Source organism: Pseudomonas sp. GW821-FHT09E12 (genome assembly GCF_059416085.1).
This window is the reverse complement of the sequence record NZ_JBWKOM010000008.1, coordinates 235755-257346: the sequence shown is the minus strand read 5'-3', so window position 1 is coordinate 257346 and position 21592 is coordinate 235755. Positions and strand designations below refer to the sequence as shown.

Below are 21592 nucleotides of genomic sequence, written 5' to 3'. Positions count from 1 at the left end.
GATTTCTAGTGAGTATTCGACCTCTTTTCGCTGCCCTGGCCGTCCTGGCTCTGGCGGGTTGCGCAGCCGATCCGGCGCCGAATGAACAAATGCGCCTGACCGAACAAACCCTGGCCCAGGCCAAGGCCGTGGGAGCCACGGCAGAGGATGTGCCGGAAATGAAACTGGCCGAGGACAAATTCGCCCGCGCCCAACGCAACATGCAGGAAGAGTCGTTCAAGCACGCGCGCATGCGTGCCGAGCAGGCGGAACTGGATGCGCGCCTGGCCGAGGCGCGGGTCCTGACCCTGAAAAGCCAGGAACAGCTGAACCTCGTCCAGACTCGCATCACTCGTCTACGCAAGCAGTTGGGAGATGCCCAATGATTCGTCTGACCCAGGTATTGAGTGGCGTGCTGCTGATCGCCTGCACCGGCCTCTACGGCTGTGCCGGGCAACGCAGCGAAGCAGCGCTGGAACAGGCCGGCGAGGACTTCCAGAAGGTCAAGGAAGATTCCAATGTGCTGCGCATCGCGCCCAAGGATGTGATCCGCGCCGGTGAGTCCCTGGCCCGGGCCGATCGCCTGTCCAGCTACTGGGGCAGCGGTTCGGATGTGGTGCACTACGCCTACCTCAGCCAGCGCTACAGCGAAATCGCCCGCGAGCACACCAACCAGGCGCTGAACCAGGAGCAGGCGGCCAAGCTCGAACTCGAACGCCAGCGCCTGCAACTGGCCCTGCGCGAGGCCAAATTGCTGAGCGTGCAGCAGCAGGGCAAGTGGCTGGAAGAGCAGATCATCAACCTGGCCACGACCCAGACCGATCGCGGGCTGGTGATGACCCTGGGCGATGTGTTGTTCGACACCGGCGAAGCGGAGCTGAAGAGCTCGGCCAATCGTACCGTGCTCAAAGTCGTGCAGTTTCTCCAGCTGAACCCCAAGCGTGTGGTGCGGATCGAGGGCTACACGGACAACACCGGCGACAAGCAGAGCAATCTGAAACTGTCCCGCGACCGGGCGCAGGCGGTGGCCGATATCCTGGTGGACCTGGGTGTCGAGGAGAAACGGGTCCAGGTCGAAGGTTATGGCGATGAGTACCCGGTCGAGGCCAACGCCTCGGAACGTGGGCGGGCGCAGAACCGTCGGGTGGAAATCGTCTTCTCCGACGAGAAAGGCCAGTTGGGCGCCGCGCGCTAAGACGCGGCGGCTCAAGACAGCCCGGTTTCCCCCGCGGAGCCGGGTTTTTTTGTGCCTGACGATTGGCACACAAAACAGTACAGTTTTTGCTGACACTGCCCTGTACGGTCGACTATTGTGGCAACTGTCCCAGTACACTTATGAACTGTTCCGGTATCGTCATCCACAAGAATAAAATGCCGGTGAAATCGAGTGCAGCGTCATGACCAATCTCTTGCTTTATCAACGTATCGCTCAGCAGCTGGCTGAAGATATCCGTCGTGGTGTGTACCAGCCCGGGGAACGCGTACCTTCGGTACGCAAGATGAGTTCCCAGCTCAACGTCAGCCATGCCACGGTGCTCCAGGCCTACGCCAATCTCGAGGACCAGGGGCTGATCCGTGCCCGTCCACAGTCGGGCTATTACGTGCACCAGACCCCGGCGCTGACCGCGCCGACCCCGGACATCGCCCGGGTCGAGCGGCCTGGCCTGGTGACGCGCAGCAGCATCATTCATCAGGTGTTGGTGGAGTCGCGCCGTGAAGGCGTGTTTCCGCTGGGCGCCGCGGTGCCGAGCGTCGATTACCTGCCAGTGCGGGCGCTGCACCAGCAACTGGCCAAGGTCACCCGTTTCCATAGCCCGCGCGCTTTCAGCTACATGTTCAGCCCCGGCTTCGAGCCGTTGCGCCGACAGGTGGCGATTCGCATGCGCGACGCTGGCGTGGTGGTCGACCCCTCCGAAGTGGTGATCACCCACGGCTGCGTGGATGCCCTGCAGATGTCGTTGCGCGTGCTGACCCGCCCGGGCGACCTGATCGCCGCGGAGTCGCCGACTTACTACGGCCTGTTGCAACTGGCCGACCTGTTGGGGCTCAAGGTCATCGAGATTCCCAGCGACCCTTCCACCGGCATGAGCCTGGAAGCGCTGCAACTGGCGGCCAACCAGTGGTCGATCAAGGCCCTGGTGTTGACCACGCGCTTGAGCAATCCACTGGGCGGCACCATGCCGGAAGAGCGGCAGAAACAATTGCTGCGCCTGGCCTCGGATTTCGATATCCAGGTGGTCGAAGATGACATCTACGGCGAACTGATGTTCGAGGTCGGTCGTACCAAGGCGCTGAAAGCCTATGACCGTCTGGATCGGGTGATCTATTGCTCGAGCTTTTCCAAGACCCTGTCACCCGGCGTGCGCATCGGCTGGATGATTGCCGGCAAGTTTCAGCAGGAAATCCAGCGTTTGCAAACCTTCAGCACCCACTCGGCCTGCAGCGTCACCCAGATGGGCGTCGCGGCCTACCTGGAGAACGGCGGTTACGACCGGCATCTGCGCTTTATCCGCCAGGAGTACCGCAAGAACCTCAGCGCCTTTCAGTTGGCGGTGCAGCAGTACTTCCCAGAGGGCACGCAGATTACCCGTCCGAACGGCGGTTTCATTCTCTGGGTCAGCCTGCCGGGGCGGGTCAATACCCAGGAATTGCATGTCCGGGCATTGCAGCAGGGCATCAGTATCGCGCCGGGGCTGATCTTCAGTAATACCGAGCAGTTCAACCACTGCATTCGCCTCAACTGCGGTACCCCCTGGAATCGTGAGGCCGAACGGGCACTGATGACCCTGGGCATGCTGGCCAGCCAGTTGTGCCAGGAGGCCGCGGGAGGTTTTTGAAGGATCGGTTACCGTGCTTGTTTTCGCGCGGTCAACAGGCGAGCATATGGCTCTTTGCCGCCGATCCTGTTGTCTCTCTATGAAAGCGATTTTTCCTGTTGCCTGGGTATTGGTCAGCGTATTGAGTGCTTTCGGCACGGCCAGCGTTCTGGCGGCTCCGGCCCAGGAAAAGGTCTCGGCAAGCGCCACCGAGAATAAATCGCAGAAAACCGCGGCAGCCAAGAAAGCCGCGCCGGTAAAGAAGGCGGCAGTGACCAGCAAGGCCAAACCCAAGGCCAAGGCACAGAAAAGGCGCGCGCCGATCGCTTCCAAGTCCAAGCCTGCCAGTGAGATCGTGAGGACGCGTTTGCCTTCGGCCAATGTCGATCTGAGCCTGCCGCCGGAAATGGTCAAGCAATTGCAGCCGATCGGCTCGGTCAACCAGCCCAAGCGCCCCCCGTTGCTGCCGCCGATGTTCGGCGAGAAACCCAAGGACGACAGTCCGTTCCAGCTCAACGGCCGCTTGCTGAGCAACGAAATGCAGTTGCAGCTGCGCAATGACGAACGGCGTGATGTGGAAGGCGCGGCGTTGGATTTCGAGTTCAAGCAGTAAACCTTCATCCTGACTGTGACCCGCAGCCCTGACGCTTTGTCGGAGACTGGTCAGTCACGCGAGCCTTAGCGTAAAAACCCGTGGGCGGCCAATTTCAAACGGCTGTTTTAGCGGTTACTCTAGTCCGCGTCATTTCAATACTTTGCCCGCCGCGAGGAGCTTGTCGTCATGAACTGCCGTGAAGGCTGTGGCGCCTGTTGCATTGCCCCTTCCATCAGTACCCCGATTCCCGGAATGCCCAATGGCAAACCGGCCGGAGAACGTTGCATTCATCTTTCTGTCGAACTGCTGTGCGGTTTGTTCGGCCAACCCGAACGGCCCGCCGTCTGTGGTGCGTTCCAGGCCGATGTCGAAGTCTGCGGCGGCAGTCGGGAAGAGGCTATCCGCTTGTTGGGCTGGTGGGAGCAAGTGACGGCGGCGTGAAGTGTTTTCAATGAACGGAACTTCAACAATAAGGAATAAGACAATGGGTTCGCTGCATCGAATTGCTGTGCTCTGTGGGTTGACCGTTCTGCTCTCGGCAACCGCCCACGCCGAAGATTGGCAAACGGCCAAGGATGAAGACGGCATCAAGGTCTCCTTGAGTGAAGTGGCCGGTTCCAAATACAAGGCCTACCGGGGCGTGACCACCATGAAAACCAGCGTGGCCAAGCTGCGCGCTTTGCAGGACGACGTGACGGGCGCCTGCGCCTGGATTCACGAATGCAAGTCGCAGAAGTTGCTCAAGCACGAAGGTGAGCAGAGCTGGACCTACACCCAGTTCAATACCCCATGGCCGGTCACGCCGCGTGATTCGGTGCTGCACGTCACCACCAGCGAAGCGGCCGACGGCAGCCTGACCCGCAAGCTCGAAGGCGTACCGACCTACCTTCCCGAGGAGAAAGGTTTCGTGCGTGTCGCCCAGGTCGAAGGCTTCTGGAAGTTCGTGCCCAAGGGCGCGGACCAGGTCGAAGTGACCTATCAGGTGCACACCGAACCGGGCGGCAGCGTGCCGTCCTGGCTGGCCAACAAGTTTGTCGTGGATGCGCCGTTCAACACCCTCAAAGCATTGAAGGCGCGCGCCGAGAAACCGTAAGCGCCGATCGTTGCGAAAAGGCTGCCCCAGGGCAGCCTTTTTTAATGGCACCGCCGGGCCTTTGGTTTGAACGATCCTTGGTTCTTCAGGGTCGACATCTTGTGAGTCCATCCATGGGCTTCATCAAGGAGGCACTGATGCAAAAGTGGCAAGTCACTTTCGTTGACGATCATGGTGTCCAGTCAGTCGAGCAGTTCGACTGTGAGCAGCAGCCCAGCATGGAGGAGGCGGCACAATTGATTCGCGCAAAGCTTCTGCCGGTTCCGGCCGAGCTTGACCTCAACGATCTGGAAGGGCGCACCGACGACCCTACGCTCAAGAGCCTGAAAGATCAGAACAGCATTCAAATCCTCAGCATTACGCCGATTTAATCTTTAATGCGCAAAGCTCCACCGAGCTTTAACCCAGACCTTGGCAGCGCCTGCGTCTTGGCGCTACTCTGCATTCGAGATCAGCGAATGAATCGCTAAGGTCTGGTCTTGTCAGCTACATGCTTGTTTCCTGGCGGCGATCTTCTCGCCGCAAGCCTGCACCGTGCGGTGACAGGCAAGGGAGTACGGAAAGTCTATCCATCGGTTTGAGGAGGACGTTTCATGAGCACAGCCTATCAAGAAGACATCAGCAGCAGCGTGCTGCGCCGCATGAAAGAAGGCGGTTTCGACTTTTCACGATTCCATCCCATCGAGTTCTACGCCATTTTCCCGGACGAGGAGCGGGCACGCAGGGCGGCAGGGCAGTTCCGCGGTGAATCCTTGAATGCCCAGGTCAGCGTGCGCGATGACGGCGTCTGGTACCTGGAGTTGAGCAAGGTGATGTACGCCACCTACGGCGGCATCGGCGATTTCGAGCAGGACTTTGAAGCGGTGGTCGCGCCCCTGGGCGGGATCATTGAAGGTTGGGGCGTGAAGCAGGAGGTTCGAGGGCGACTCGTTTAGGGCATATGAATAGCGTCAAGACTCAGCATCGGCTGACCTTCGGGTCGGCCGATTTCGTTTCTGCCCCCGGGATCCTACAAAAAAAGCGGGTAAAAAAAGGCCACCCGCTGAGGGTGGCCAAAAGGGAAGACCGGTAGGAGAGGAAACCGGTCGGGGGACATTCCGGGTCCGGCTGCCATTGGCGCCATGAAGGGTGGGGCGTCGACTGCGCACCGTGGTGGTACTGAAGTCATCTGCGCTGCTGCAGCGAATTTTGCGCAGTTTTGCCCAAGCGGTGAAATCAAGTCTGGCTATGCCGTCGATAGCCACTGCATTGCAATGGAGCGCTTGCCGGGGAGCACGCCCGACTGTAAGGAGCGAGGCTTGCCTGCGATGGCATTCTGGACAGCACCTCCCCAAGCCAGCTTTATTGCCCAGGCTGCTTGCGTCCCGCCATATGCTTCAGATACCCCACCAGCAACTCCAGCTCGGCATCCGGCAATACGCTGCTTGCGAAGGCCGGCATCTTCGCCTGTGGCCAGCGGCGCAGGCTCTGTGGGTCACGGATATAACGCTTGAGGAAGTCCGCACCGAAATACTCGGTGGGGCTGTAGGGGATATTCAGATCCGGGCCGAACTGCGAGTCGCCGGCGCCGTTGAGGCGATGGCAAGCCAGGCAATTCTTCTGGAACAGGGCGAAGCCCTGGTTCACCGGGTCGCCGGCCGCCAGTTTGGGGTCCGGGCGCAGGGCCGGGAAACGCTCGGCCACCGGCGCCAGGCGCTTGATGCTCGCCACTTCGAACGGCCATTGCTCGGGGTTGATATGACCGGCCTGCGGGTTGGTCCACACCAGGTAGAAAGGCCCGGCGCTGTGCTTGCCTTCAGCCAGGGGCGGCCAGGGCTTGGCTGGGTCTTCGATGGCCAGCCAGGCCTGGGCGCCGTGCTGGTTGAGCAGGGGGGCGGCGGGCAATTCGGCGGCGAAACCGTCCAGGGCGACAGCCTGCAGATGGTCATCAGCCTTGATGCCGGTGAGCAGGGCCGAGATCGGCACCGCGTGGTAACTCATGTCGCGTTTGTACGACACGTCATCCTTGACGGTGATCGTCCGGGCCTGAGGGTGCTTGAGCAGTTCTTCGGTCTGCCAGGTGCGACTGCCGGCCCCCAGTTCCAGGGTCAGCTGCGCGGCATGCACGGGTGTGATGAGCAGCAGGGCGCTGCACAGGAGGATAAGAGATTTCAATTGATCGCTGTTCCGTCGCTGGGGTGGAGAGCAGCGCGTACGGCCTGTCTCCAGTTTTCTGATAAGCGCGACGACGCCCTGATTCAGCGTGGCCGCGGCGTCAGAAAGAGTGGCACACAAGCGCCTGCCTCGGTAGCGAACCGGAGCACAAAGATGCAATTGCGTGACGGGATGGCCACGCCTCTAGCCGATCACTTTGGTGAGATTCGGCAAAATCAGAAGCAAGGTGGTTGCGAACAGAATGAGCCCCGCTTGACGGACTTTCGAATGCTTGAACATGGCTGAATGCCTTTTGTTGTTATTCCTGAACATCAAATGCATGCCTGCCGCTTCACTCTGGTCAGGCGATGTGTCCCTTTTCTTACACGTGCACCGGCAAGACCCGGCTGCAACGATTCACTGCCTACAGTTCCTACCTTAGGGGCCTTGTAACCCTGGGCTTAGATCCATTTCATATCAGCTAATAGACGAATGCTTTAAAAAACGCATGAGGCTTATTGCCATCTTCTTGCCCGGCCTTTGTCTAGACGGTTCCGTTATGCGGCGGGCGGAATCCATTAGCTCACTACCGTTCGTCTGAGCGTGACCGTCAAGGTCAGTGAGCGCATCGGTCATTGAATCCGGGCCCCTCGGGGCCAAGAGTGGGAGCCCTGTCATCATTCATCTGCACAGCGGTTCGAGGACGTCATGACCCAGGCTTTGATATTCGATGCATTACGCACCCCCCGTGGCAAAGGCAAGGCCGACGGCGCCTTGCACAGCGTCAAGCCGGTGAACCTGCTGGCCGGGCTGCTCGAGGCCCTGCAGCGGCGTACCGGACTCGACACCAGCCAGGTCGACGACATCGTGCTCGGCTGCGTGACGCCGATCGGCGACCAGGGGGCCGACATCGCCAAGACCGCGGCGCTGGTCGCCGACTGGGACGTCAGCGTAGCCGGAGTGCAGATCAACCGTTTTTGCGCCTCGGGCCTCGAAGCGGTGAACCTGGGCGCGATGAAAGTGCGCTCCGGTTTCGAGGACCTGGTGGTGGTCGGCGGTGTCGAGTCGATGTCGCGGGTGCCCATGGGCAGCGACGGCGGTGCCTGGGTGCTTGACCCGCAAACCAATATGCACAGCCATTTCACCCCGCAAGGCATAGGCGCGGACCTGATCGCCACCCTGGAAGGCCTCAGCCGTGAGGATGTCGATACCTTTGCCCTGCAGTCCCAGCAAAAGGCCGCTCGGGCCAGGGCGGCGGGGGCTTTCAGCAAGTCCCTGGTGCCGGTGCAAGACCAGAACGGCATCGTCCTGCTGGATCATGATGAGTTCATACGCGCCGATTCCACCCTCGAAGGTCTGGGCAAGCTCAAGCCCAGCTTCGAGATGATCGGCCAGATGGGCTTCGACGCCACCGCCTTGCGGGTCTACAGCCATGTCGAGCGCATCCACCACGTGCACACCCCGGGCAACAGCTCAGGGATAGTCGATGGCGCGGCGCTGATGCTGATCGGTTCCGAGGCCAAGGGCCAGGCGCTGGGCCTCAAGCCGCGGGCGCGGATCGTCGCCACGGCGGTCACCAGCACCGATCCGACCATCATGCTCACCGGGCCTGCGCCGGCCACGCGCAAGGCGCTGGCTAAGGCCGGGCTGCGGGTCGAGGACATCGACCTGTTCGAGGTCAACGAGGCCTTCGCTTCGGTGGTGCTGAAGTTCATCAAGGACATGGCCATCGACCCGGGCAAGGTCAACGTCAATGGCGGCTCCATCGCCATGGGCCACCCGCTGGGCGCCACCGGCTGCGCGATCCTCGGCACCTTGCTCGACGAGCTGGAAGCGCGGCGCCAGCGTTACGGCCTGGCGACCCTCTGCGTCGGCGGCGGCATGGGTATCGCCACCATCATCGAACGCCTCTGAGCCCTGACTTCAAGGAAGCACTTTCATGACCCAAGCCATCCGTTACGAAAAGGGCCAGGACCAGATCGTCGTTCTGACCATCGACATGCCGGGCCAGAGCGCCAACACCATGAATGCGGTGTACCGCGAGGCCATGGCCGCCTGTGTGGCCCGCCTGCAAGCCGAGCAGGAATCGATTGCCGGGGTGATCGTCACTTCGGCGAAAAAGACCTTCTTCGCCGGCGGCGACCTCAATGAATTGATCAAGGTCGGCAAGCCCGAAGCCCAGGCCTTCTATGACATGGTGCTGACTCTCAAGGGCCAGCTGCGGGCCCTGGAGACCCTGGGCAAGCCCGTGGTAGCGGCGATCAACGGCGCGGCCCTGGGCGGTGGCTGGGAGATCTGCCTGGCCTGCCATCACCGGGTGGCGCTGGACGATTCGTCGCTGCAGGTCGGCCTGCCGGAAGTGACCCTCGGCCTGCTGCCGGGCGGTGGCGGGGTGGTGCGCATGGTGCGTTTGCTGGGGCTGGAAAAAGCCCTGCCGTATCTGCTGGAAGGCAAGAAGGTCCGACCGCAGCAGGCGCTGCAGGCCGGCCTGATCGACCAACTGGCCAGCGACCGCGACGATCTGCTGGCCAAGGCCAGGGCGTGGATTGTCGCCAACCCGGCGGTCAAGCAGCGCTGGGACGTGGCCGGCTACCAGATCCCAGGGGGCACGCCGGCGCACCCGAAAGTCGCGCAGATGCTGGCCATCGCACCATCGATCCTGCGCAGCAAGACCCAGGGCTGCCTGCCGGCGCCGGAGAAAATTCTCTGTGCGGCCGTGGAGGGCGCCCAGGTCGATTTCGATACCGCGCAGTTGATCGAAGCCCGCTATTTCACCGAGCTGACCACCGGCCAGGTGGCGAAAAACATGATCGGCACCTTCTGGTTCCAACTCAATGAGATCAATGCCGGTGGCTCCCGTCCCCAAGGCTTTGCGCCCTATGTGACCAGGAAGGTCGGGGTGCTCGGTGCCGGGATGATGGGCGCCGGGATTGCCTATGTCAGTGCGGTGGCCGGCATCGAGGTGGTGCTCAAGGACATCAGCCTGGCGGCGGCCGAGAAGGGCAAGGCCTATTCGGCGGCGTTGCTGGAGAAGAAGATCGCCCGTGGCCAATTGAGCGCCGAACAGCGTGACGCCACGCTGGCGCAGATCACCACCACCGAGCAGGACGCCGACCTGGCCGGGTGCGACCTGATCATCGAGGCGGTGTTCGAGGATCGCGAACTCAAGGCCAGGGTCTCGGCGGCGGCGCAGCAGGTGGTGGGGGCACAGGCGGTGATCGCGTCCAACACCTCGACCTTGCCCATCAGTGGCCTGGCCAAGGCGGTGCCGGATCAAGGCAAGTTCATCGGCCTGCATTTTTTCAGCCCGGTGGAAAAAATGCCCCTGGTGGAAATCATCAAGGGCGAGCAGACCAGCGACGAAACCCTGGCGCGCGGCTTCGACTTCGTCCAGCAGATCAAGAAGACCCCGATCGTGGTCAACGACAGCCGCGGCTTTTTCACTTCGCGGGTGTTCGGCACCTTCACCAACGAAGGCATTGCCATGCTCGGCGAGGGTGTGGCCGCGCCGATGATCGAGACCGAGGCGCGCAAGGCGGGCATGCCGATCGGCCCGCTGGCGATCTGCGACGAGGTTTCCCTGAGCCTGCTGAGCCATATCCGCCAACAGACTGCCAAGGACCTGCAGGCCGAAGGCAAGCCGTTGCCGGAGCATCCGGCCTTTGCCGTGATCGACCTGCTGCTCAATGAGTACAAGCGCCCAGGCAAGGCGGCGGGCGGTGGTTTCTACGATTACCCGGCCGGGGGGCAGAAGCATTTGTGGCCGCAACTGAAAACCCGCTTCGAGAAAGCCGACGGGCAGATTTCGCCGCAGGACGTGCGCGACCGATTGTTGTTCGTGCAGGCCATCGAAACCGTGCGTTGTGTGGAGGAGGGCGTGTTGTGCTCGACGGCCGATGCCAATATCGGTTCGATCTTCGGTATCGGCTTCGCGGCCTGGACCGGTGGGGCCTTGCAGTTCATCAACCAGTACGGTTTGAAGGACTTTATCGCCCGGGCCCAGTACCTGGCCGAGCAATATGGCGAGCGTTTCGCGCCGCCGGCGCTGCTGCTGGAGAAGGCCGCCAAGGGCCAGTTGTTCTGAGGCTGAAGGGATTGAAGTGATGCATCGCAGGGCTTGCCTTGATCGGGCGTTTCAAGGCAGGCTCTGGGGTGTTCATTATTCCCATCACGTGTCAGGTATTTTTTATGTCGCTACGCATCTGCATTCTGGAAACCGACATCCTGCGTCCAGAATTGGTCGATCAATATCAGGGTTACGGGCAGATGTTTCAGCGCCTGTTTTCACAGCAGCCGCTCGCTGCCGAATTTACCGTCTACAACGTGATGCAGGGCCACTACCCGAGCGACGACCAAAGCTTCGACGCTTACCTGGTCACGGGGAGCAAGGCCGACTCCTTCGGTACCGACCCCTGGATTCAAACCCTCAAGACCTACCTGCTGGAGCGTTATAAGCGCGGCGACAAACTGCTGGGCATCTGCTTTGGCCATCAGTTGCTGGCGTTGCTGCTGGGCGGCAAGAGCGAACGCGCGACCCAGGGCTGGGGCGTGGGTACCCACAACTACAAGCTGGCGGCCAGGGCGCCGTGGATGAGCCCGGTGGTGGAAGAGTTGACGCTGTTGATCAGCCATCAGGACCAGGTGACTGCCTTGCCGGAAAACGCCACGGTCATCGCTTCCAGCGATTTCTGCCCGTTCGCGGCCTATCACATCAATGATCAGGTGCTGTGCTTCCAGGGCCACCCGGAGTTTATCCACGACTATTCGCGGGCCTTGCTGGACCTGCGCCAGCAGCACCTGGGCGAACAGGTCTATCAAAAGGGCATCGCCAGTCTGGACCGGGATCATCACGGCAGCACCGTTGCCGAGTGGATGATGCGTTTTGTGGCGCACAAGCCGCAGGCCGGATCGGTTTGAATCCATAGCCGATCGCCAGCCGGTTCGCTTCTACAACGGTCTCAAGGCCCTTGCAGGAGCGTCCAGCCCGGCTCTGCTGTCAGAGCCACCCCGAGCGCTTGAAGCTCGCCCACAACCCCGTACAGCCCAGCACCAGAAACGCCAGCACACCGAAGTAGCCGTAGTGCATCTTCAGCTCGGGCATGTTGTCGAAGTTCATTCCGTAGATCCCCGCCACTGCGGTCGGGAACGCCAGGATCGCCGCCCAGGCGGCGAACTTGCGTTGCACCACGCTTTGTCGCGAGGCCTCCAGCAGGACGCCGATCTCGATGGTCTGGCTGGCGATGTCGCGCAAGGTCGCCAGGTCTTCCATCTGCCGGGTGACATGGATCTGCACGTCGCGAAAGTACGGGCGCATGTTCTTGTCGATAAAGGGGAAGCTGAGCTTCTGCAGCTCTTCGCTGATCTCAACCATGGGCGCTACATAGCGGCGCAGGCGCAGCACGTCGCGGCGCAGGCTGTGGAGGTGCTGGATATCCCGCTCGTTGAGCGAACTGCACAGCACGCTGCGTTCCAGTTCGTCGATCTCGGCATGGATCGCTTCGCTGACCGGCTGGTAGTTCTCGGTGACGAAATCCAGTAGCGCGTAGAGCACGAAGTCTTCGCCGTGCTCCAGCAGCAGCGGTCGTGCCTCGCAACGCTGGCGCACGAACCCATAGGATTTGGAGTGGCCATTGCGGGCAGTGATGATATAGCCCTTGCCGGCAAAGATATGGGTCTCGATGAACTCCAGCTTTCCGGCTTCGCGCACCGGGGAGTAGGTGACGATAAACAGCGCGTCGCCGAAGGTTTCGAGTTTCGGCCGGCTGTGTTTTTCCAGGGCGTCCTCGATGGCCAGTTCGTGCAGGTTGAACTGGCGTTGCAGATTGGCCAGTTCCTGGGCGTTGGGTTCTTCGAGGCCGATCCAGACAAAGTGCCCGGGTTTGGCGGCCCAGGCCGCCCCTTCGTCGAGGGTGATGTCCGTGACTCTTTTACCCGCGCTGTAGACTGCGGCGGCAACAACTCTACCCATGGTTCCTGTTCGCTTCTTCTTATCGAAATGAGGAGTGAGACTTCGTGCAGCTTAGCCCCATGACTGATCAGAGTCAGCCTGTTGGGCGGAGTTCGCCGGCAATAAAAAAGCCCGCTCGCGGCGGGCTGTTTTCAGGCGGTCTGTAGCTGGCGGTCCATCGACTCGATGCACTCGCGCATCTGTTCGCGACACTGTTCGATCAGCCTCGGCATGTCGTCCAGGCTCAGCCCGGCGGTGGGGATCGCCGGCAGCGAGCGGATCAGGATCCTGCCACTGCGCCAGCGGTTGAGACGCATGTGGCGGATGTAGCTGCTGGCGCACACCGGGACGATCGGCACGCCGGCGGCGATGGCCATCTGGAAGGCGCCTTTCTTGAACGGCAGCAGGTCCTCGCCGAGGTTGCGGGTGCCTTCCGGGAAGACCCAGATCGAGGTGTCCTTGTGTTGCAGGGTGTGGGTGGTAGTCAGCATCGAGCGGCGCGCCTTGTGCGCGTTGCCACGGTCGATCAACACATTGCCCGCCAGCCAGAACAACTGGCCGAACAGCGGCACCCATTTCAGGCTCTTTTTACCGATGCACACGGTGCGCCGGGGCACCACGTTGCCGAACACGAACAGGTCGTAGTTGGACTGGTGGTTGGCGATGATCACGCAGCTCTTGGGCTTGTCCATCAGCGGCCCGACTTCGGCCTTGACCCGCAGGCGCAGAATGCACATGGCCGGCAAGGCATACAGGCGCGCGCACAGGCGGCTGTTGTCCGGGTTGAACGGGCGGCATAGCCCCAGCACCACGCCGAGAATCCCCGCTGCAACAAAATGCAGGCCCATCAATAACATACGAAACAGATACAGCATCTACAGGCCCACCGGGGACAAAAGGTGGCGCAGTGTACGGATGTGCACTGTTTTCGGCAATTACCTGTATAGAAGGAGAAGATGGCCGATGTTTAAGCGCATGTTTCCGACTCTTTGCTCAGCGGCGAACTAGAGCGTCGCACAGTCTTTCTCGCGGTGCAGGCATAAAGGTGCAGGCATAAAAAAGCCCGACGCGCAGGTCGGGCTTGTGGGCGGCGGGCCCAGGCTTCAGCCCAGGTGTTCCTGATCGAGGATGATCGCGTTGTCCAGGGCTTCCAGCAGCGCCTTGCGCACTTTCAGCTTGGTGTTCTTGTGGGCGGTCATGTTGATCTTCTTCAACTGACGCGCGGCGGCCAGGGCGGCGCCTTGCAGCTCCTCGACGCTCACCACCTTATCGAGGAAACCGGCATCCACCGCGCCTTGCGGGTCGAACATCTCGCCATTGATCACCGACCGGTGCAGCGCGGATTTGCGCAGGCGGTCACGGGCCAGCTCGATGCCGGCGTGGTGCATGGTCATGCCGATCTGCACTTCGTTCAGGCCGATGCTGAACGGGCCTTCGACGCCGATGCGGTAGTCCGCGGACAGCAGCAGGAACGCGCCCTTGGCCACGGCGTGCCCAGGGCAGGCGACGATGACGGGGAAGGGGTGCGACAGTAGGCGACGGGCCAGGGTCGAACCCGAGGTCACCAGGCTTACGGCTTCTTTAGGGCCGGCGGTCATCACTTTCAGGTCGTAGCCGCCCGACAGAATACCGGGCTGCCCGGTGATGATCACCACCGCGCGATCGGTGACGGCCTGGTCCAGCGCGGCATTGAAGGCGGCAATCACGTCCGGGGAAATGGCATTGACCTTGCCATTGCTCAAGGTCAGGGTCGCGATACCGTCTTCGAGGTGGTAAGAAATCAACTCACTCATGACGCAATTCCTTGTATTGAAGTGGGGCAGACGTTACCCACGGTCACAGGTCAGGTAAAGCGCTGTGACTGACTGGTGAGTCAGCCCTTTCTGGCCTGACAAGCGTAGCCGGCCACCTGGGGCGCGGATCGGCCCTCCTATATAGCTGCCAGCCAGGCCAGAGATTGGCCGGTTTGCCATGGCGCTGATGCCAGCGCAGTACCTCAATCCGAAGAAATGTCTTAAGCGCATGAAAATTCTGAAAAAAACCTTTGCCATCAGAAAAGCTTTCGACTACATTAGCGCGCCTCGACAGACTGAATCGGTTTGACGAGACACGGTTGGGTGTCCGAGTGGCTTAAGGAGCACGCCTGGAAAGTGTGTATACAGGAAACTGTATCGAGGGTTCGAATCCCTCCTCAACCGCCATATTCGATCTACGCAAAACCCCTGATTTCCTCGAGAAATCAGGGGTTTTGTGCTTTCTGGGGCTGCTTAATCGCGGCAGTGGGCGAGCGGCTTCTTTGCTGAACGCCGTTTCCCCGTGATGGTCAAAATCATTACGAGTTCGCAACAGCCAAAGTTGCTCCAGCAAGGTATCGATCACGCTGGATACTTGAGTGGTCTTTGGCTTTGTTACCCCTGCGAAGCCTGGCGGTCAGGTCACCTTGAAGGTGAGGTTTTCCGCCGATATCAGGCGGGCATCAGCGTGGGGTTTTCTGTGCCCCGTACTGGCTACGAGGAGACGCGCAATGGTCATTCACTTCAAGGTCGCCGGGCATCTGGCCTGCGGCCACAAGGGTTCCAATCTCATATCCAGCACCGAGCCGGCGCGGGTCAAATGCCGCAGTTGCCGCAACACCGAGGTGTTCAAGGATGCCCGTAAGAATCAGCGCAATGCGGCACGTCGAGCGGCGCGCAAAGCCAAGGCAGAGCACGCGGCAAGCGACTGGCGTGCAGCCTGGACCCAGCGGCTGACGGCCATGGCCGGGTTGCAGCGCCTGCCTCGGGGGTTTGGCGGGCAACCTTACGTTTAGCGTTTGTCGCAGGCGCTCCACGCTTTCAGGTCTAGAATGGTCATGCGCATCGAGTGGGGCGATGCTGGTTGTCTGCGGGCGTGGGGTGATGTTGCCGGCGTCGGCAGGCTTTGCAGCTACTCAATCGAGAACACCATCATGTCCACGCACGAACAGGTCACCGAGCATAAATCCTTCTCCGAACCGGATGAGACCCGCGAGTTTTCCAATGGCAAGGCAGAGATCCTGAAGATCGGTCAGTGTGAAGTGGGACGCTTCACGTTCAAGCCGGGCTGGCGCTGGTCGAACGACATTAAACCGCTGGCGCAGACACCGAGTTGCCAGGCACCGCACTTTCAGTATCACGTGGCCGGCAGGCTGGCGATCCTGATGGATGACGGCACTGAAATCATCGCCGGGCCGGGTGATATCACCTCCCTGCCTAAGGGGCATGACGCCTGGGTGGTGGGGGATGAAACCGTGGTGGTGGTCGACTGGTTCGGAGCCAGCAACTACGCTCGTAAGGTCTAGGCGAAATGCAGCCGGAAAAAAGGAGCTGATGCAAGCCATCAGCTTCTTTTTAAGCGACGATCCACACCCTTGGACGAAGAGCTCCAGCTTGGGCCATTCGTCGGTCTTTTCTCTTGTGAACTACAAGTCCTTAAATGACCGGCTAGTCTGAAACGCCGTGACGGTCGATATTTTCTAGGCAGTCAGGTGCTTGCCGGTATCGACCGGTTGTTGGAGGGAGCAGGGAGATGAGCGATCCTTATATCGAGGACAACGGGGATGAGTTCCCAATCAACAACCTGGTGCGCTGCGGTCAGGCAGCGTTTGACAGTGAGCCACCGGCCAAGGCGTCGGTAGGCAAGACCAGGGCCAGTGCATTACCCAGGGTGACCCAGACAAAGTTTTTCCCGAAAGCGGCGCTTCCTAAGAGAAGGTAGCCTTCATACATACCGAACAACCCCGCTTCCGGGCGGGGTTTTTGTTACCTGAACAATGGGCCGCCGCGATTGATTTGAATGAAGTTGGACCTTTCGTCTTATCCGTTGCACAGGGTAGCGGGGTTTTCACAATTTATTCACAAACGACTGCGTAGGCTCGACTCATCCGTTAAAGCAAATCCTATTAGCCCGTCTCCCCAGCGGGCTTTTTTTTGCCTGGCTGAAAACTCTTTGCGCAAAAACGGTCCAACACTGTGACTAAAAGGATCACAGCGTTCTGCTGTCGCTGCTCAGCTTTAGTCAGACACCGCTATAGAATGACTCTCCAGCATCTTTTTTGAGGTTTACATCATGCGTTTAACACTGCCTGCTCTGGTTTTGGGGCTTCTGGCTGCTCAAGGTGCGATGGCCGCCGGTGATGGCACTGCTGCAGTCGGCGGCGGTTTGGGTGGCGCGCTGGGCAATGTGGTGGGACAACAGATTGGCGGCAGCACGGGCGCCGCGGTGGGTGCGGGTCTTGGCGGCGCTGCCGGCAGCGCGGTCGGTGCCCGTAAAGGCAGCCGTACCGAGGCGGCCATTGGTGGCGGGCTGGGTTCGGCCGGTGGCTCGGTGATCGGCAACAAGCTGGGCGGCAGCACTGGCTCGACCATCGGCGCAGGCCTGGGCGGCGCGGCCGGTGGCGCTTTGGGCAGCAGCATGGGTGACGATGGCCATCACTCCGGCGGCGGCAAAAAGCACAAGAATAAACACAAGCACGATTGATTCTGCAGCAGTGTGTAAAAAAGCCCGGCCTTGTGCCGGGCTTTTTTATGGGAACGAATATCGCTCCAGCCCCTCGAATTCAATGATGGACACATTGTGTCGACGAGGTTTGCCATGACTCCGGAAACTGCTGGCAAGAAAGAAGACGACTCCTCGGGCGTGCCCCTGGTCAACGATCCGGGCAATGAAGACCCAGGCTCGCTGATGGATGACGCCCTGGTCCCGCTGAGCTATGACGATGAGGCAGACGAGTCGGAGGAAAAGGGCCCGTGAAGTCTGCTTCCAGCACGCCGGCATGACCGGTGTGAGGTGTCTATGAAGCATGATCCGAAACCTATCGACCGGGATGACACGCCCGAATATCCGCTGCCTTCCCCCACGGATGCGCTGAGCCCCGAGCAGATCCTCCCGGATGCCAACGCCGAGCAGGAGCTGTCTCGACCCGGGCCGCAGCGCAAGGCGGCCAGGGGCAAGCGGCGCACCGCTCCGGGAGGCTCGTCGTGAGCCGCGCAAAACTGCTGAGCCTGGTGTTGGTCGCCCTGGTGTCGATTTTCTGTTTCTCCAGCCTGGCAGAATCCGCTGACGGACGAGCCCCGGCCAATCCTCCGCTGCGGTCGTTCGAGGGCGGTTCCGGCAACGGTCTCATGCTGCGACCAGGAGCCCTGGGCGGGAATGGTGTAGGTGTCATGGACAGCCGTTCGCGGGTCGACAAGTCGCGCGGCTCTTCCGGCCAGGGTGGCGGCATGGGCTCCACTGGCGTCAATGGTTCCATCATGGGTGGTGGCGGTGCCGGTGGTGGAACCGGCAGCGCGGGCGGTGGCACCGGGGGGCCAGGAGGCGGTAGCGGACGGGCGGGACGCTAGCGTGCTTTGTTCACTCATGATGTCGAGACCTGCGAGCCCGGCCTGTCCGGGCTTTTGTCTGCCTGCACGCTGACCCGCGGTTGCTCCCCGTCATCTGCCGCGGCTATGCTGCTGAACCCTTTAATCGGGCAAGAAACTGGCCGTACCTGAGCCGCTCCCCGGGATGTTTTTTGTTAACGGATCAGATGCGATGAATGCACAGTTGAATGATGTGGGCCCGATCAAGGCCGTGATTTTCGATATGGACGGTTTGCTGCTGGACACCGAAGGCATCTACACCGAGGTGACCCAGCTGATCGCCGATCGTTATGGCCGCACCTTTGATTGGACAATCAAGCAGAACATCATTGGCCGTGGCGCCGCGGACCTGGCCCGCTATGTGGTGCAAGCCCTGGACCTGCCGATCACTCCGGAGGAGTTCCTGGTAATTCGGGAGCCACTGATGCGCGAACGCTTTCCCCGGGCGCTGGCGATGCCGGGCGCGCAGGAACTGGTGCAGCACCTCAAGGCCAATAATGTGCCGATTGCCGTGGGCACCAGTTCTTCGCGCCAGTCTTTCGCCCAGAAAACCACCTTGCACGGCGACTGGTTCGCGCTGTTCGACACCATAGTCACCGCCGACGACCCGGAAGTGGGCGCGGCCAAGCCGGCGCCGGATATCTTCCTGACCGCCGCGCGGCGCCTGGGCGTTGCCCCCGAGGATTGCCTGGTGTTCGAGGATTCGCCTTTCGGTGTCACCGCGGCGAAGGCGGCGGGAATGACCGCGATCGCCATTCCCGATCCGGCGATGGCGGACGCCAAGTACGCCCATGCCGATGCCATTCTGCGTTCGCTGAAGGGGTTCCAGCCGGCGGCCTGTGGTTTGCCGCTGCTGCAATGGAGCTGAACCTGTAGCCGCTGCCGCAGGCTGCGATAAGCCCGCCAGAGCTTCAGCGGTCTCAAGTGCGGCGCCTTCTGTGGAGTCGATCGCAGCCTGCGGCAGCGGCTACAAAAACGCCGGGCCACCTGATGAGGGTGGCCCGGCGTTTTTCATGGGCGCAGGAATCAGGCGCTGAAGCCACCGTCGATCGTCAGACTGGCGCCGGTGATGTAACCCGCTTCCGGGCCTGCCAGGTAAGCCACGAAGCTGGCGATTTCTTCCGCGTGGCCATAGCGCCCGATGGCCATCAGCGGGATCAGGCTTTCGGCGAAATCGCCGTGGGCCGGGTTCATGTCGGTGTCGACCGGGCCGGGTTGCACATTGTTGATGGTGATGCCCCGTGGGCCGAGGTCGCGGGACAGGCCTTTGGTCAGGCCGACCAGGGCCGATTTGCTCATGGCATAGGTACCGCCACCGGCAAAAGGCATGCGTTCGGCGTTGGTGCTGCCGATGTTGATGATGCGCGAGCCTTCGCCCATATGCCGGGCCGCTTCCTGGGTGGCGACGAACACGCTGCGGATGTTGATGGCCAGGGTCCGGTCGAAGTCTTCCAGCTTGAAGTCTTCCAGCGGGCCGATGGCCAGGACGCCGGCGTTGTTGACCAGGATGTCCAGGCGACCAAAGGTTTCGACCGTGCTCTCGACCGCCTGGCGGATGGCCGCGGCATCGGCGCTGTCGGCGAGGATCGCCAGGGCCTTGCCGCCAGCGGCGGTGATGCTGTCCTGCAAGGCTTCGGCCTTGGCGGTGGAGCTGACATAGGTGAAGGCGACAGCGGCGCCTTCGGCCGCCAGGCGTTGCACGATGGCCGCGCCAATGCCGCGGGAACCGCCTTGAACCAGGGCTACTTTGCCGCTGAAGGATTGAGTGGTCATGTCGTTCTCCAAAAAAGTCCAAGGCGGGCTGCCTTGTGGTTGGAGTCGAGTATCGACCTCGAATTAGGTGCTGTGTAGATAGGAATCGCTCTAGTCTGTGTAAACCAGAAGTTTATAGTGAGGCGCCATGGAAACCTTCAGCAGCATCGAATGCTTTGTGCGCAGCGCCGAAGTCGGCAGCTTTGCCGAAGCCGCGCGACGCTTGAGCCTGACCCCCGCCGCGGTGGGTAAAAGCGTGGCCAAGCTCGAGGCCCGGCTCGGGGTCCGGCTGTTTCAGCGCAGCACCCGCAGCCTGACCCTGACCGAGGCCGGCAAACTGTTTCTTGGCGAGGTCAGCGCCAGCCTGTACACCATCCAGAACGCTGTGGCCAACCTGGCCAGCGCCGAAGGGCGCCCGGCGGGCACCCTGAAAGTCAGCATGGGCACGGTGTTTGGACGGCTGTACATCGTGCCCATGCTCGGCGAATTCCTGCGGCGTTTCCCAGAGATCAGCCCGGACTGGCATTTCGATAACCGTCAGGTGGACCTGATCGGCCAGGGTTTCGACGCGGCGATCGGCGGCGGCTTTGAGCTGCCCCAGGGGGTGGTGGCGCGACGGCTGACCCCGGCTCACCGCATCCTGGTGGCCTCGCCGGACTATCTGGTGCGCTGCGCGGCGGTCGAGCAGCCCGAGGACTTGCAATATTGCGAAGGCATCCTGATCCGCTCGCCACAGACCGGGCGGGTGCGCTCCTGGGCCCTGACCAGCCGCACCCGGCAGCAAAGCCCGCTGAACCTGAAGGCGCGGATGACCATGAGCGATTCGGAAGCGGCCTGCGCCGCTGCCGCCCAGGGCCTGGGGGTGGCCCTGGTGAGCATGCCGTTCGCCGTCGGTTACTTGAGCACCGGCACCCTGGTGCGGGTATTGCCGGACTGGTACGTCGACGACGGCAACATCTCGATCTACTACGCCGAGCACAAACTGTTGCCGGGCAAGACCCGGGCCTTCGTCGACTTCGTGATCGAGCAGTTCGCCGAGCAGGGCCTGGAGCAACGCTTCAGCGCGGTTTGAAGAGGCGCGCAAACCCGCTTCCCTAATAGAGGCGGGCTTGCTCGCGACAAGCGAAGGCTCAGCGCCCGAAGCGCCCTGGCCAGCCGATGATGGTTTTTGGCCGTGGCGTGGCGTAGGTGCGCACCTTGGAGGTGGACAGCCCCAGCCGCACCAGGGATTCGGCGATGGTCACCGCTGCGGTCACGCCGTCCACCACCGGCACGCCGGTGCGCTGGCGGATCTGTTCGTCCAGGCCGGCCATGCCGCCACAGCCCAGGCAGATCACCTCGGCCTTGTCTTCACTGACCGCCAGTTCGGCCTGGCGCACGATGGCTTCCACGGCGCGCGCCGGGTCCTCTTCCAGCTCCAGCACCGCCAGCCCGCTGGCCCGAACCGAGGCGCAACGGTCGTACAGGCCGGAGAGTTTCAGGCGGTCCTCGATCAGCGGCACGGTGCGATCCAGGGTCGTCACCACCGAATAGGCGTGGCCGAGGAACATCGCGGTGCTGGCGCCGGCGTCAGTGATGTCCACCACCGGCACGTTGAGCAGCTCCTGCAGGCCTTCGCGGCCGTGCTCGCCATAACCGGCCTGGATCACCGCGTCGTAGGGCTGGTCGTAGGACAACACGCGGTCCATGACGGCGATGGCGGCCAGGTAGCTTTCGAAGTTGCCTTCGATGGAGTCGGCGCCGAAGTGTGGGGTCAGGCCGATGATTTCGGTGCCGGGCGCGGCCACGGCCTGGGCCTGGCGGGCGATGGCCTGGGTGATGGAGTCGGTGGTGTTGACGTTGACCACGAGAATTCGCATGGGCTGTCCTTATCGTTGAGGCATTCGGGGCCCGCCGCAG

Annotated in this window: 26 protein-coding genes and 1 tRNA gene; 21 read left to right on the top strand and 6 right to left on the bottom strand. The window is 61.7% G+C overall.

The window, feature by feature from the left end; translation table 11 throughout:
- Positions 1 to 8 precede the first annotated feature (8 nt).
- From AC07PQ_RS23655 to AC07PQ_RS23620, 8 genes are all read left to right on the top strand, one after another.
- A complete protein-coding gene (locus AC07PQ_RS23655; RefSeq protein WP_009042881.1) occupies positions 9 to 365 on the top strand; it encodes a DUF4398 domain-containing protein in 357 nt (118 codons plus the stop codon).
- Positions 362 to 1174, top strand: coding sequence for an OmpA family protein (locus tag AC07PQ_RS23650; RefSeq protein ID WP_053260229.1), 813 nt, complete (start codon positions 362 to 364; stop codon positions 1172 to 1174). Before AC07PQ_RS23655 ends, AC07PQ_RS23650 begins: the two co-directional genes overlap by 4 nt.
- Before the next feature lie 202 nt (positions 1175 to 1376).
- Positions 1377 to 2816 (top strand): aminotransferase-like domain-containing protein, encoded by a 1440-nt coding sequence (locus AC07PQ_RS23645; protein WP_007928140.1) that lies wholly within the window; start codon positions 1377 to 1379, stop codon positions 2814 to 2816.
- A gap of 79 nt (positions 2817 to 2895) precedes the next feature.
- Positions 2896 to 3408 carry a translation initiation factor 2 gene (locus AC07PQ_RS23640; RefSeq protein ID WP_493185332.1) on the top strand — a complete coding sequence of 171 codons (513 nt, stop codon included), beginning with the start codon at positions 2896 to 2898 and terminating at the stop codon, positions 3406 to 3408.
- A gap of 168 nt (positions 3409 to 3576) precedes the next feature.
- On the top strand, positions 3577 to 3831 hold the full coding sequence (locus AC07PQ_RS23635; protein WP_007928142.1) for a YkgJ family cysteine cluster protein: 255 nt from the start codon (positions 3577 to 3579) through the stop codon (positions 3829 to 3831).
- A 43-nt stretch (positions 3832 to 3874) separates the two neighbouring features.
- Positions 3875 to 4483, top strand: coding sequence for an START domain-containing protein (locus AC07PQ_RS23630; RefSeq protein WP_007928143.1), 609 nt, complete (start codon positions 3875 to 3877; stop codon positions 4481 to 4483).
- Positions 4484 to 4596: 113 nt separating this feature from the next.
- Positions 4597 to 4854, top strand: coding sequence for a hypothetical protein (locus AC07PQ_RS23625; protein WP_007928144.1), 258 nt, complete (start codon positions 4597 to 4599; stop codon positions 4852 to 4854).
- Positions 4855 to 5076: 222 nt separating this feature from the next.
- Positions 5077 to 5418: a ribonuclease E inhibitor RraB gene (locus tag AC07PQ_RS23620; protein WP_007928145.1), complete on the top strand. Its 342-nt coding sequence runs from the start codon at positions 5077 to 5079 to the stop codon at positions 5416 to 5418.
- A 406-nt stretch (positions 5419 to 5824) separates the two neighbouring features.
- Here AC07PQ_RS23620 and AC07PQ_RS23615 read toward each other — a convergent pair whose 3' ends face one another.
- Positions 5825 to 6637 carry a c-type cytochrome gene (locus AC07PQ_RS23615; RefSeq protein ID WP_493185286.1) on the bottom strand — a complete coding sequence of 271 codons (813 nt, stop codon included), beginning with the start codon at positions 6635 to 6637 and terminating at the stop codon, positions 5825 to 5827.
- A 687-nt stretch (positions 6638 to 7324) separates the two neighbouring features.
- Between AC07PQ_RS23615 and AC07PQ_RS23610 the strand changes: the two genes are divergently transcribed.
- From AC07PQ_RS23610 to AC07PQ_RS23600, 3 genes are all read left to right on the top strand, one after another.
- A complete protein-coding gene (locus AC07PQ_RS23610; RefSeq protein ID WP_007928156.1) occupies positions 7325 to 8530 on the top strand; it encodes an acetyl-CoA C-acetyltransferase in 1206 nt (401 codons plus the stop codon).
- 25 nt (positions 8531 to 8555) lie between these two features.
- Positions 8556 to 10700 (top strand): 3-hydroxyacyl-CoA dehydrogenase NAD-binding domain-containing protein, encoded by a 2145-nt coding sequence (locus AC07PQ_RS23605; protein ID WP_493185285.1) that lies wholly within the window; start codon positions 8556 to 8558, stop codon positions 10698 to 10700.
- 104 nt (positions 10701 to 10804) lie between these two features.
- Positions 10805 to 11533: an amidotransferase gene (locus tag AC07PQ_RS23600; protein WP_007928158.1), complete on the top strand. Its 729-nt coding sequence runs from the start codon at positions 10805 to 10807 to the stop codon at positions 11531 to 11533.
- 79 nt (positions 11534 to 11612) lie between these two features.
- Here the strand turns inward: AC07PQ_RS23600 and AC07PQ_RS23595 are convergent, their stop codons facing one another.
- From AC07PQ_RS23595 to AC07PQ_RS23585, 3 genes are all read right to left on the bottom strand, one after another.
- On the bottom strand, positions 11613 to 12584 hold the full coding sequence (locus AC07PQ_RS23595; protein ID WP_007928159.1) for a magnesium and cobalt transport protein CorA: 972 nt from the start codon (positions 12582 to 12584) through the stop codon (positions 11613 to 11615).
- 131 nt (positions 12585 to 12715) lie between these two features.
- Positions 12716 to 13438, bottom strand: coding sequence for a lysophospholipid acyltransferase family protein (locus AC07PQ_RS23590; protein WP_007928160.1), 723 nt, complete (start codon positions 13436 to 13438; stop codon positions 12716 to 12718).
- Positions 13439 to 13666: 228 nt separating this feature from the next.
- Positions 13667 to 14356 carry a crotonase/enoyl-CoA hydratase family protein gene (locus AC07PQ_RS23585; protein ID WP_007928161.1) on the bottom strand — a complete coding sequence of 230 codons (690 nt, stop codon included), beginning with the start codon at positions 14354 to 14356 and terminating at the stop codon, positions 13667 to 13669.
- 318 nt (positions 14357 to 14674) lie between these two features.
- Here AC07PQ_RS23585 and AC07PQ_RS23580 point away from each other — a divergent pair.
- The 9 genes from AC07PQ_RS23580 to AC07PQ_RS23540 all read left to right on the top strand — a co-directional run bounded on the left by AC07PQ_RS23580 (position 14675) and on the right by AC07PQ_RS23540 (position 18809).
- Positions 14675 to 14764 (top strand) — tRNA-Ser (locus tag AC07PQ_RS23580).
- Between the two features lie 323 nt (positions 14765 to 15087).
- Positions 15088 to 15372 carry a hypothetical protein gene (locus AC07PQ_RS23575; RefSeq protein WP_007922992.1) on the top strand — a complete coding sequence of 95 codons (285 nt, stop codon included), beginning with the start codon at positions 15088 to 15090 and terminating at the stop codon, positions 15370 to 15372.
- Positions 15373 to 15414: 42 nt separating this feature from the next.
- On the top strand, positions 15415 to 15882 hold the full coding sequence (locus AC07PQ_RS23570) for a cupin domain-containing protein (protein ID WP_238543407.1): 468 nt from the start codon (positions 15415 to 15417) through the stop codon (positions 15880 to 15882).
- Between the two features lie 227 nt (positions 15883 to 16109).
- Positions 16110 to 16298: a hypothetical protein gene (locus tag AC07PQ_RS23565; protein WP_007922997.1), complete on the top strand. Its 189-nt coding sequence runs from the start codon at positions 16110 to 16112 to the stop codon at positions 16296 to 16298.
- Between the two features lie 351 nt (positions 16299 to 16649).
- Complete coding sequence (locus AC07PQ_RS23560) at positions 16650 to 17060, top strand: hypothetical protein (RefSeq protein WP_007922998.1); 411 nt, start codon at positions 16650 to 16652, stop codon at positions 17058 to 17060.
- A 114-nt stretch (positions 17061 to 17174) separates the two neighbouring features.
- Positions 17175 to 17333, top strand: coding sequence for a hypothetical protein (locus AC07PQ_RS23555; RefSeq protein WP_493185284.1), 159 nt, complete (start codon positions 17175 to 17177; stop codon positions 17331 to 17333).
- Positions 17334 to 17375: 42 nt separating this feature from the next.
- Positions 17376 to 17564, top strand: a complete 189-nt coding sequence (locus tag AC07PQ_RS23550) for a hypothetical protein (RefSeq protein ID WP_493185331.1) — start codon at positions 17376 to 17378, stop codon at positions 17562 to 17564.
- On the top strand, positions 17561 to 17923 hold the full coding sequence (locus AC07PQ_RS23545) for a hypothetical protein (RefSeq protein ID WP_493185283.1): 363 nt from the start codon (positions 17561 to 17563) through the stop codon (positions 17921 to 17923). The genes AC07PQ_RS23550 and AC07PQ_RS23545 overlap by 4 nt, the downstream gene beginning before the upstream one ends.
- A 190-nt stretch (positions 17924 to 18113) precedes the next feature.
- Positions 18114 to 18809 carry an HAD-IA family hydrolase gene (locus AC07PQ_RS23540; RefSeq protein WP_007923013.1) on the top strand — a complete coding sequence of 232 codons (696 nt, stop codon included), beginning with the start codon at positions 18114 to 18116 and terminating at the stop codon, positions 18807 to 18809.
- Between the two features lie 158 nt (positions 18810 to 18967).
- Here the strand turns inward: AC07PQ_RS23540 and AC07PQ_RS23535 are convergent, their stop codons facing one another.
- Entirely contained in the window at positions 18968 to 19714 is a 747-nt protein-coding gene (locus AC07PQ_RS23535; RefSeq protein ID WP_492571647.1) for a 3-oxoacyl-ACP reductase family protein, read from the bottom strand.
- A gap of 127 nt (positions 19715 to 19841) precedes the next feature.
- Here AC07PQ_RS23535 and AC07PQ_RS23530 point away from each other — a divergent pair, with 127 nt between their 5' ends.
- Complete coding sequence (locus AC07PQ_RS23530; RefSeq protein ID WP_493185282.1) at positions 19842 to 20765, top strand: LysR family transcriptional regulator; 924 nt, start codon at positions 19842 to 19844, stop codon at positions 20763 to 20765.
- Between the two features lie 58 nt (positions 20766 to 20823).
- Here the strand turns inward: AC07PQ_RS23530 and AC07PQ_RS23525 are convergent, their stop codons facing one another.
- Positions 20824 to 21552, bottom strand: coding sequence for an aspartate/glutamate racemase family protein (locus AC07PQ_RS23525; protein ID WP_007930633.1), 729 nt, complete (start codon positions 21550 to 21552; stop codon positions 20824 to 20826).
- Positions 21553 to 21592 lie beyond the last annotated feature (40 nt).

Excerpts from the sequence above, each read along its gene's own strand:
- AC07PQ_RS23650 (WP_053260229.1), top strand. The coding sequence starts at position 362 with ATGATTCGTCTGACCCAGGTATTGAGTGGCGTGCTGCTGATCGCCTGC.
- AC07PQ_RS23645 (WP_007928140.1), top strand. The coding sequence starts at position 1,377 with ATGACCAATCTCTTGCTTTATCAACGTATCGCTCAGCAGCTGGCTGAA.
- AC07PQ_RS23640 (WP_493185332.1), top strand. The coding sequence starts at position 2,896 with ATGAAAGCGATTTTTCCTGTTGCCTGGGTATTGGTCAGCGTATTGAGT.
- AC07PQ_RS23635 (WP_007928142.1), top strand. The coding sequence starts at position 3,577 with ATGAACTGCCGTGAAGGCTGTGGCGCCTGTTGCATTGCCCCTTCCATC.
- AC07PQ_RS23630 (WP_007928143.1), top strand. The coding sequence starts at position 3,875 with ATGGGTTCGCTGCATCGAATTGCTGTGCTCTGTGGGTTGACCGTTCTG.
- AC07PQ_RS23625 (WP_007928144.1), top strand. The coding sequence starts at position 4,597 with ATGGGCTTCATCAAGGAGGCACTGATGCAAAAGTGGCAAGTCACTTTC.
- AC07PQ_RS23620 (WP_007928145.1), top strand. The coding sequence starts at position 5,077 with ATGAGCACAGCCTATCAAGAAGACATCAGCAGCAGCGTGCTGCGCCGC.
- AC07PQ_RS23610 (WP_007928156.1), top strand. The coding sequence starts at position 7,325 with ATGACCCAGGCTTTGATATTCGATGCATTACGCACCCCCCGTGGCAAA.
- AC07PQ_RS23605 (WP_493185285.1), top strand. The coding sequence starts at position 8,556 with ATGACCCAAGCCATCCGTTACGAAAAGGGCCAGGACCAGATCGTCGTT.
- AC07PQ_RS23600 (WP_007928158.1), top strand. The coding sequence starts at position 10,805 with ATGTCGCTACGCATCTGCATTCTGGAAACCGACATCCTGCGTCCAGAA.
- AC07PQ_RS23595 (WP_007928159.1), bottom strand. The coding sequence starts at position 12,584 with ATGGGTAGAGTTGTTGCCGCCGCAGTCTACAGCGCGGGTAAAAGAGTC.
- AC07PQ_RS23590 (WP_007928160.1), bottom strand. The coding sequence starts at position 13,438 with ATGCTGTATCTGTTTCGTATGTTATTGATGGGCCTGCATTTTGTTGCA.
- AC07PQ_RS23585 (WP_007928161.1), bottom strand. The coding sequence starts at position 14,356 with ATGAGTGAGTTGATTTCTTACCACCTCGAAGACGGTATCGCGACCCTG.
- AC07PQ_RS23575 (WP_007922992.1), top strand. The coding sequence starts at position 15,088 with ATGGTCATTCACTTCAAGGTCGCCGGGCATCTGGCCTGCGGCCACAAG.
- AC07PQ_RS23570 (WP_238543407.1), top strand. The coding sequence starts at position 15,415 with ATGCGCATCGAGTGGGGCGATGCTGGTTGTCTGCGGGCGTGGGGTGAT.
- AC07PQ_RS23565 (WP_007922997.1), top strand. The coding sequence starts at position 16,110 with ATGAGCGATCCTTATATCGAGGACAACGGGGATGAGTTCCCAATCAAC.
- AC07PQ_RS23560 (WP_007922998.1), top strand. The coding sequence starts at position 16,650 with ATGCGTTTAACACTGCCTGCTCTGGTTTTGGGGCTTCTGGCTGCTCAA.
- AC07PQ_RS23555 (WP_493185284.1), top strand. The coding sequence starts at position 17,175 with ATGACTCCGGAAACTGCTGGCAAGAAAGAAGACGACTCCTCGGGCGTG.
- AC07PQ_RS23550 (WP_493185331.1), top strand. The coding sequence starts at position 17,376 with ATGAAGCATGATCCGAAACCTATCGACCGGGATGACACGCCCGAATAT.
- AC07PQ_RS23540 (WP_007923013.1), top strand. The coding sequence starts at position 18,114 with ATGAATGCACAGTTGAATGATGTGGGCCCGATCAAGGCCGTGATTTTC.
- AC07PQ_RS23535 (WP_492571647.1), bottom strand. The coding sequence starts at position 19,714 with ATGACCACTCAATCCTTCAGCGGCAAAGTAGCCCTGGTTCAAGGCGGT.
- AC07PQ_RS23530 (WP_493185282.1), top strand. The coding sequence starts at position 19,842 with ATGGAAACCTTCAGCAGCATCGAATGCTTTGTGCGCAGCGCCGAAGTC.
- AC07PQ_RS23525 (WP_007930633.1), bottom strand. The coding sequence starts at position 21,552 with ATGCGAATTCTCGTGGTCAACGTCAACACCACCGACTCCATCACCCAG.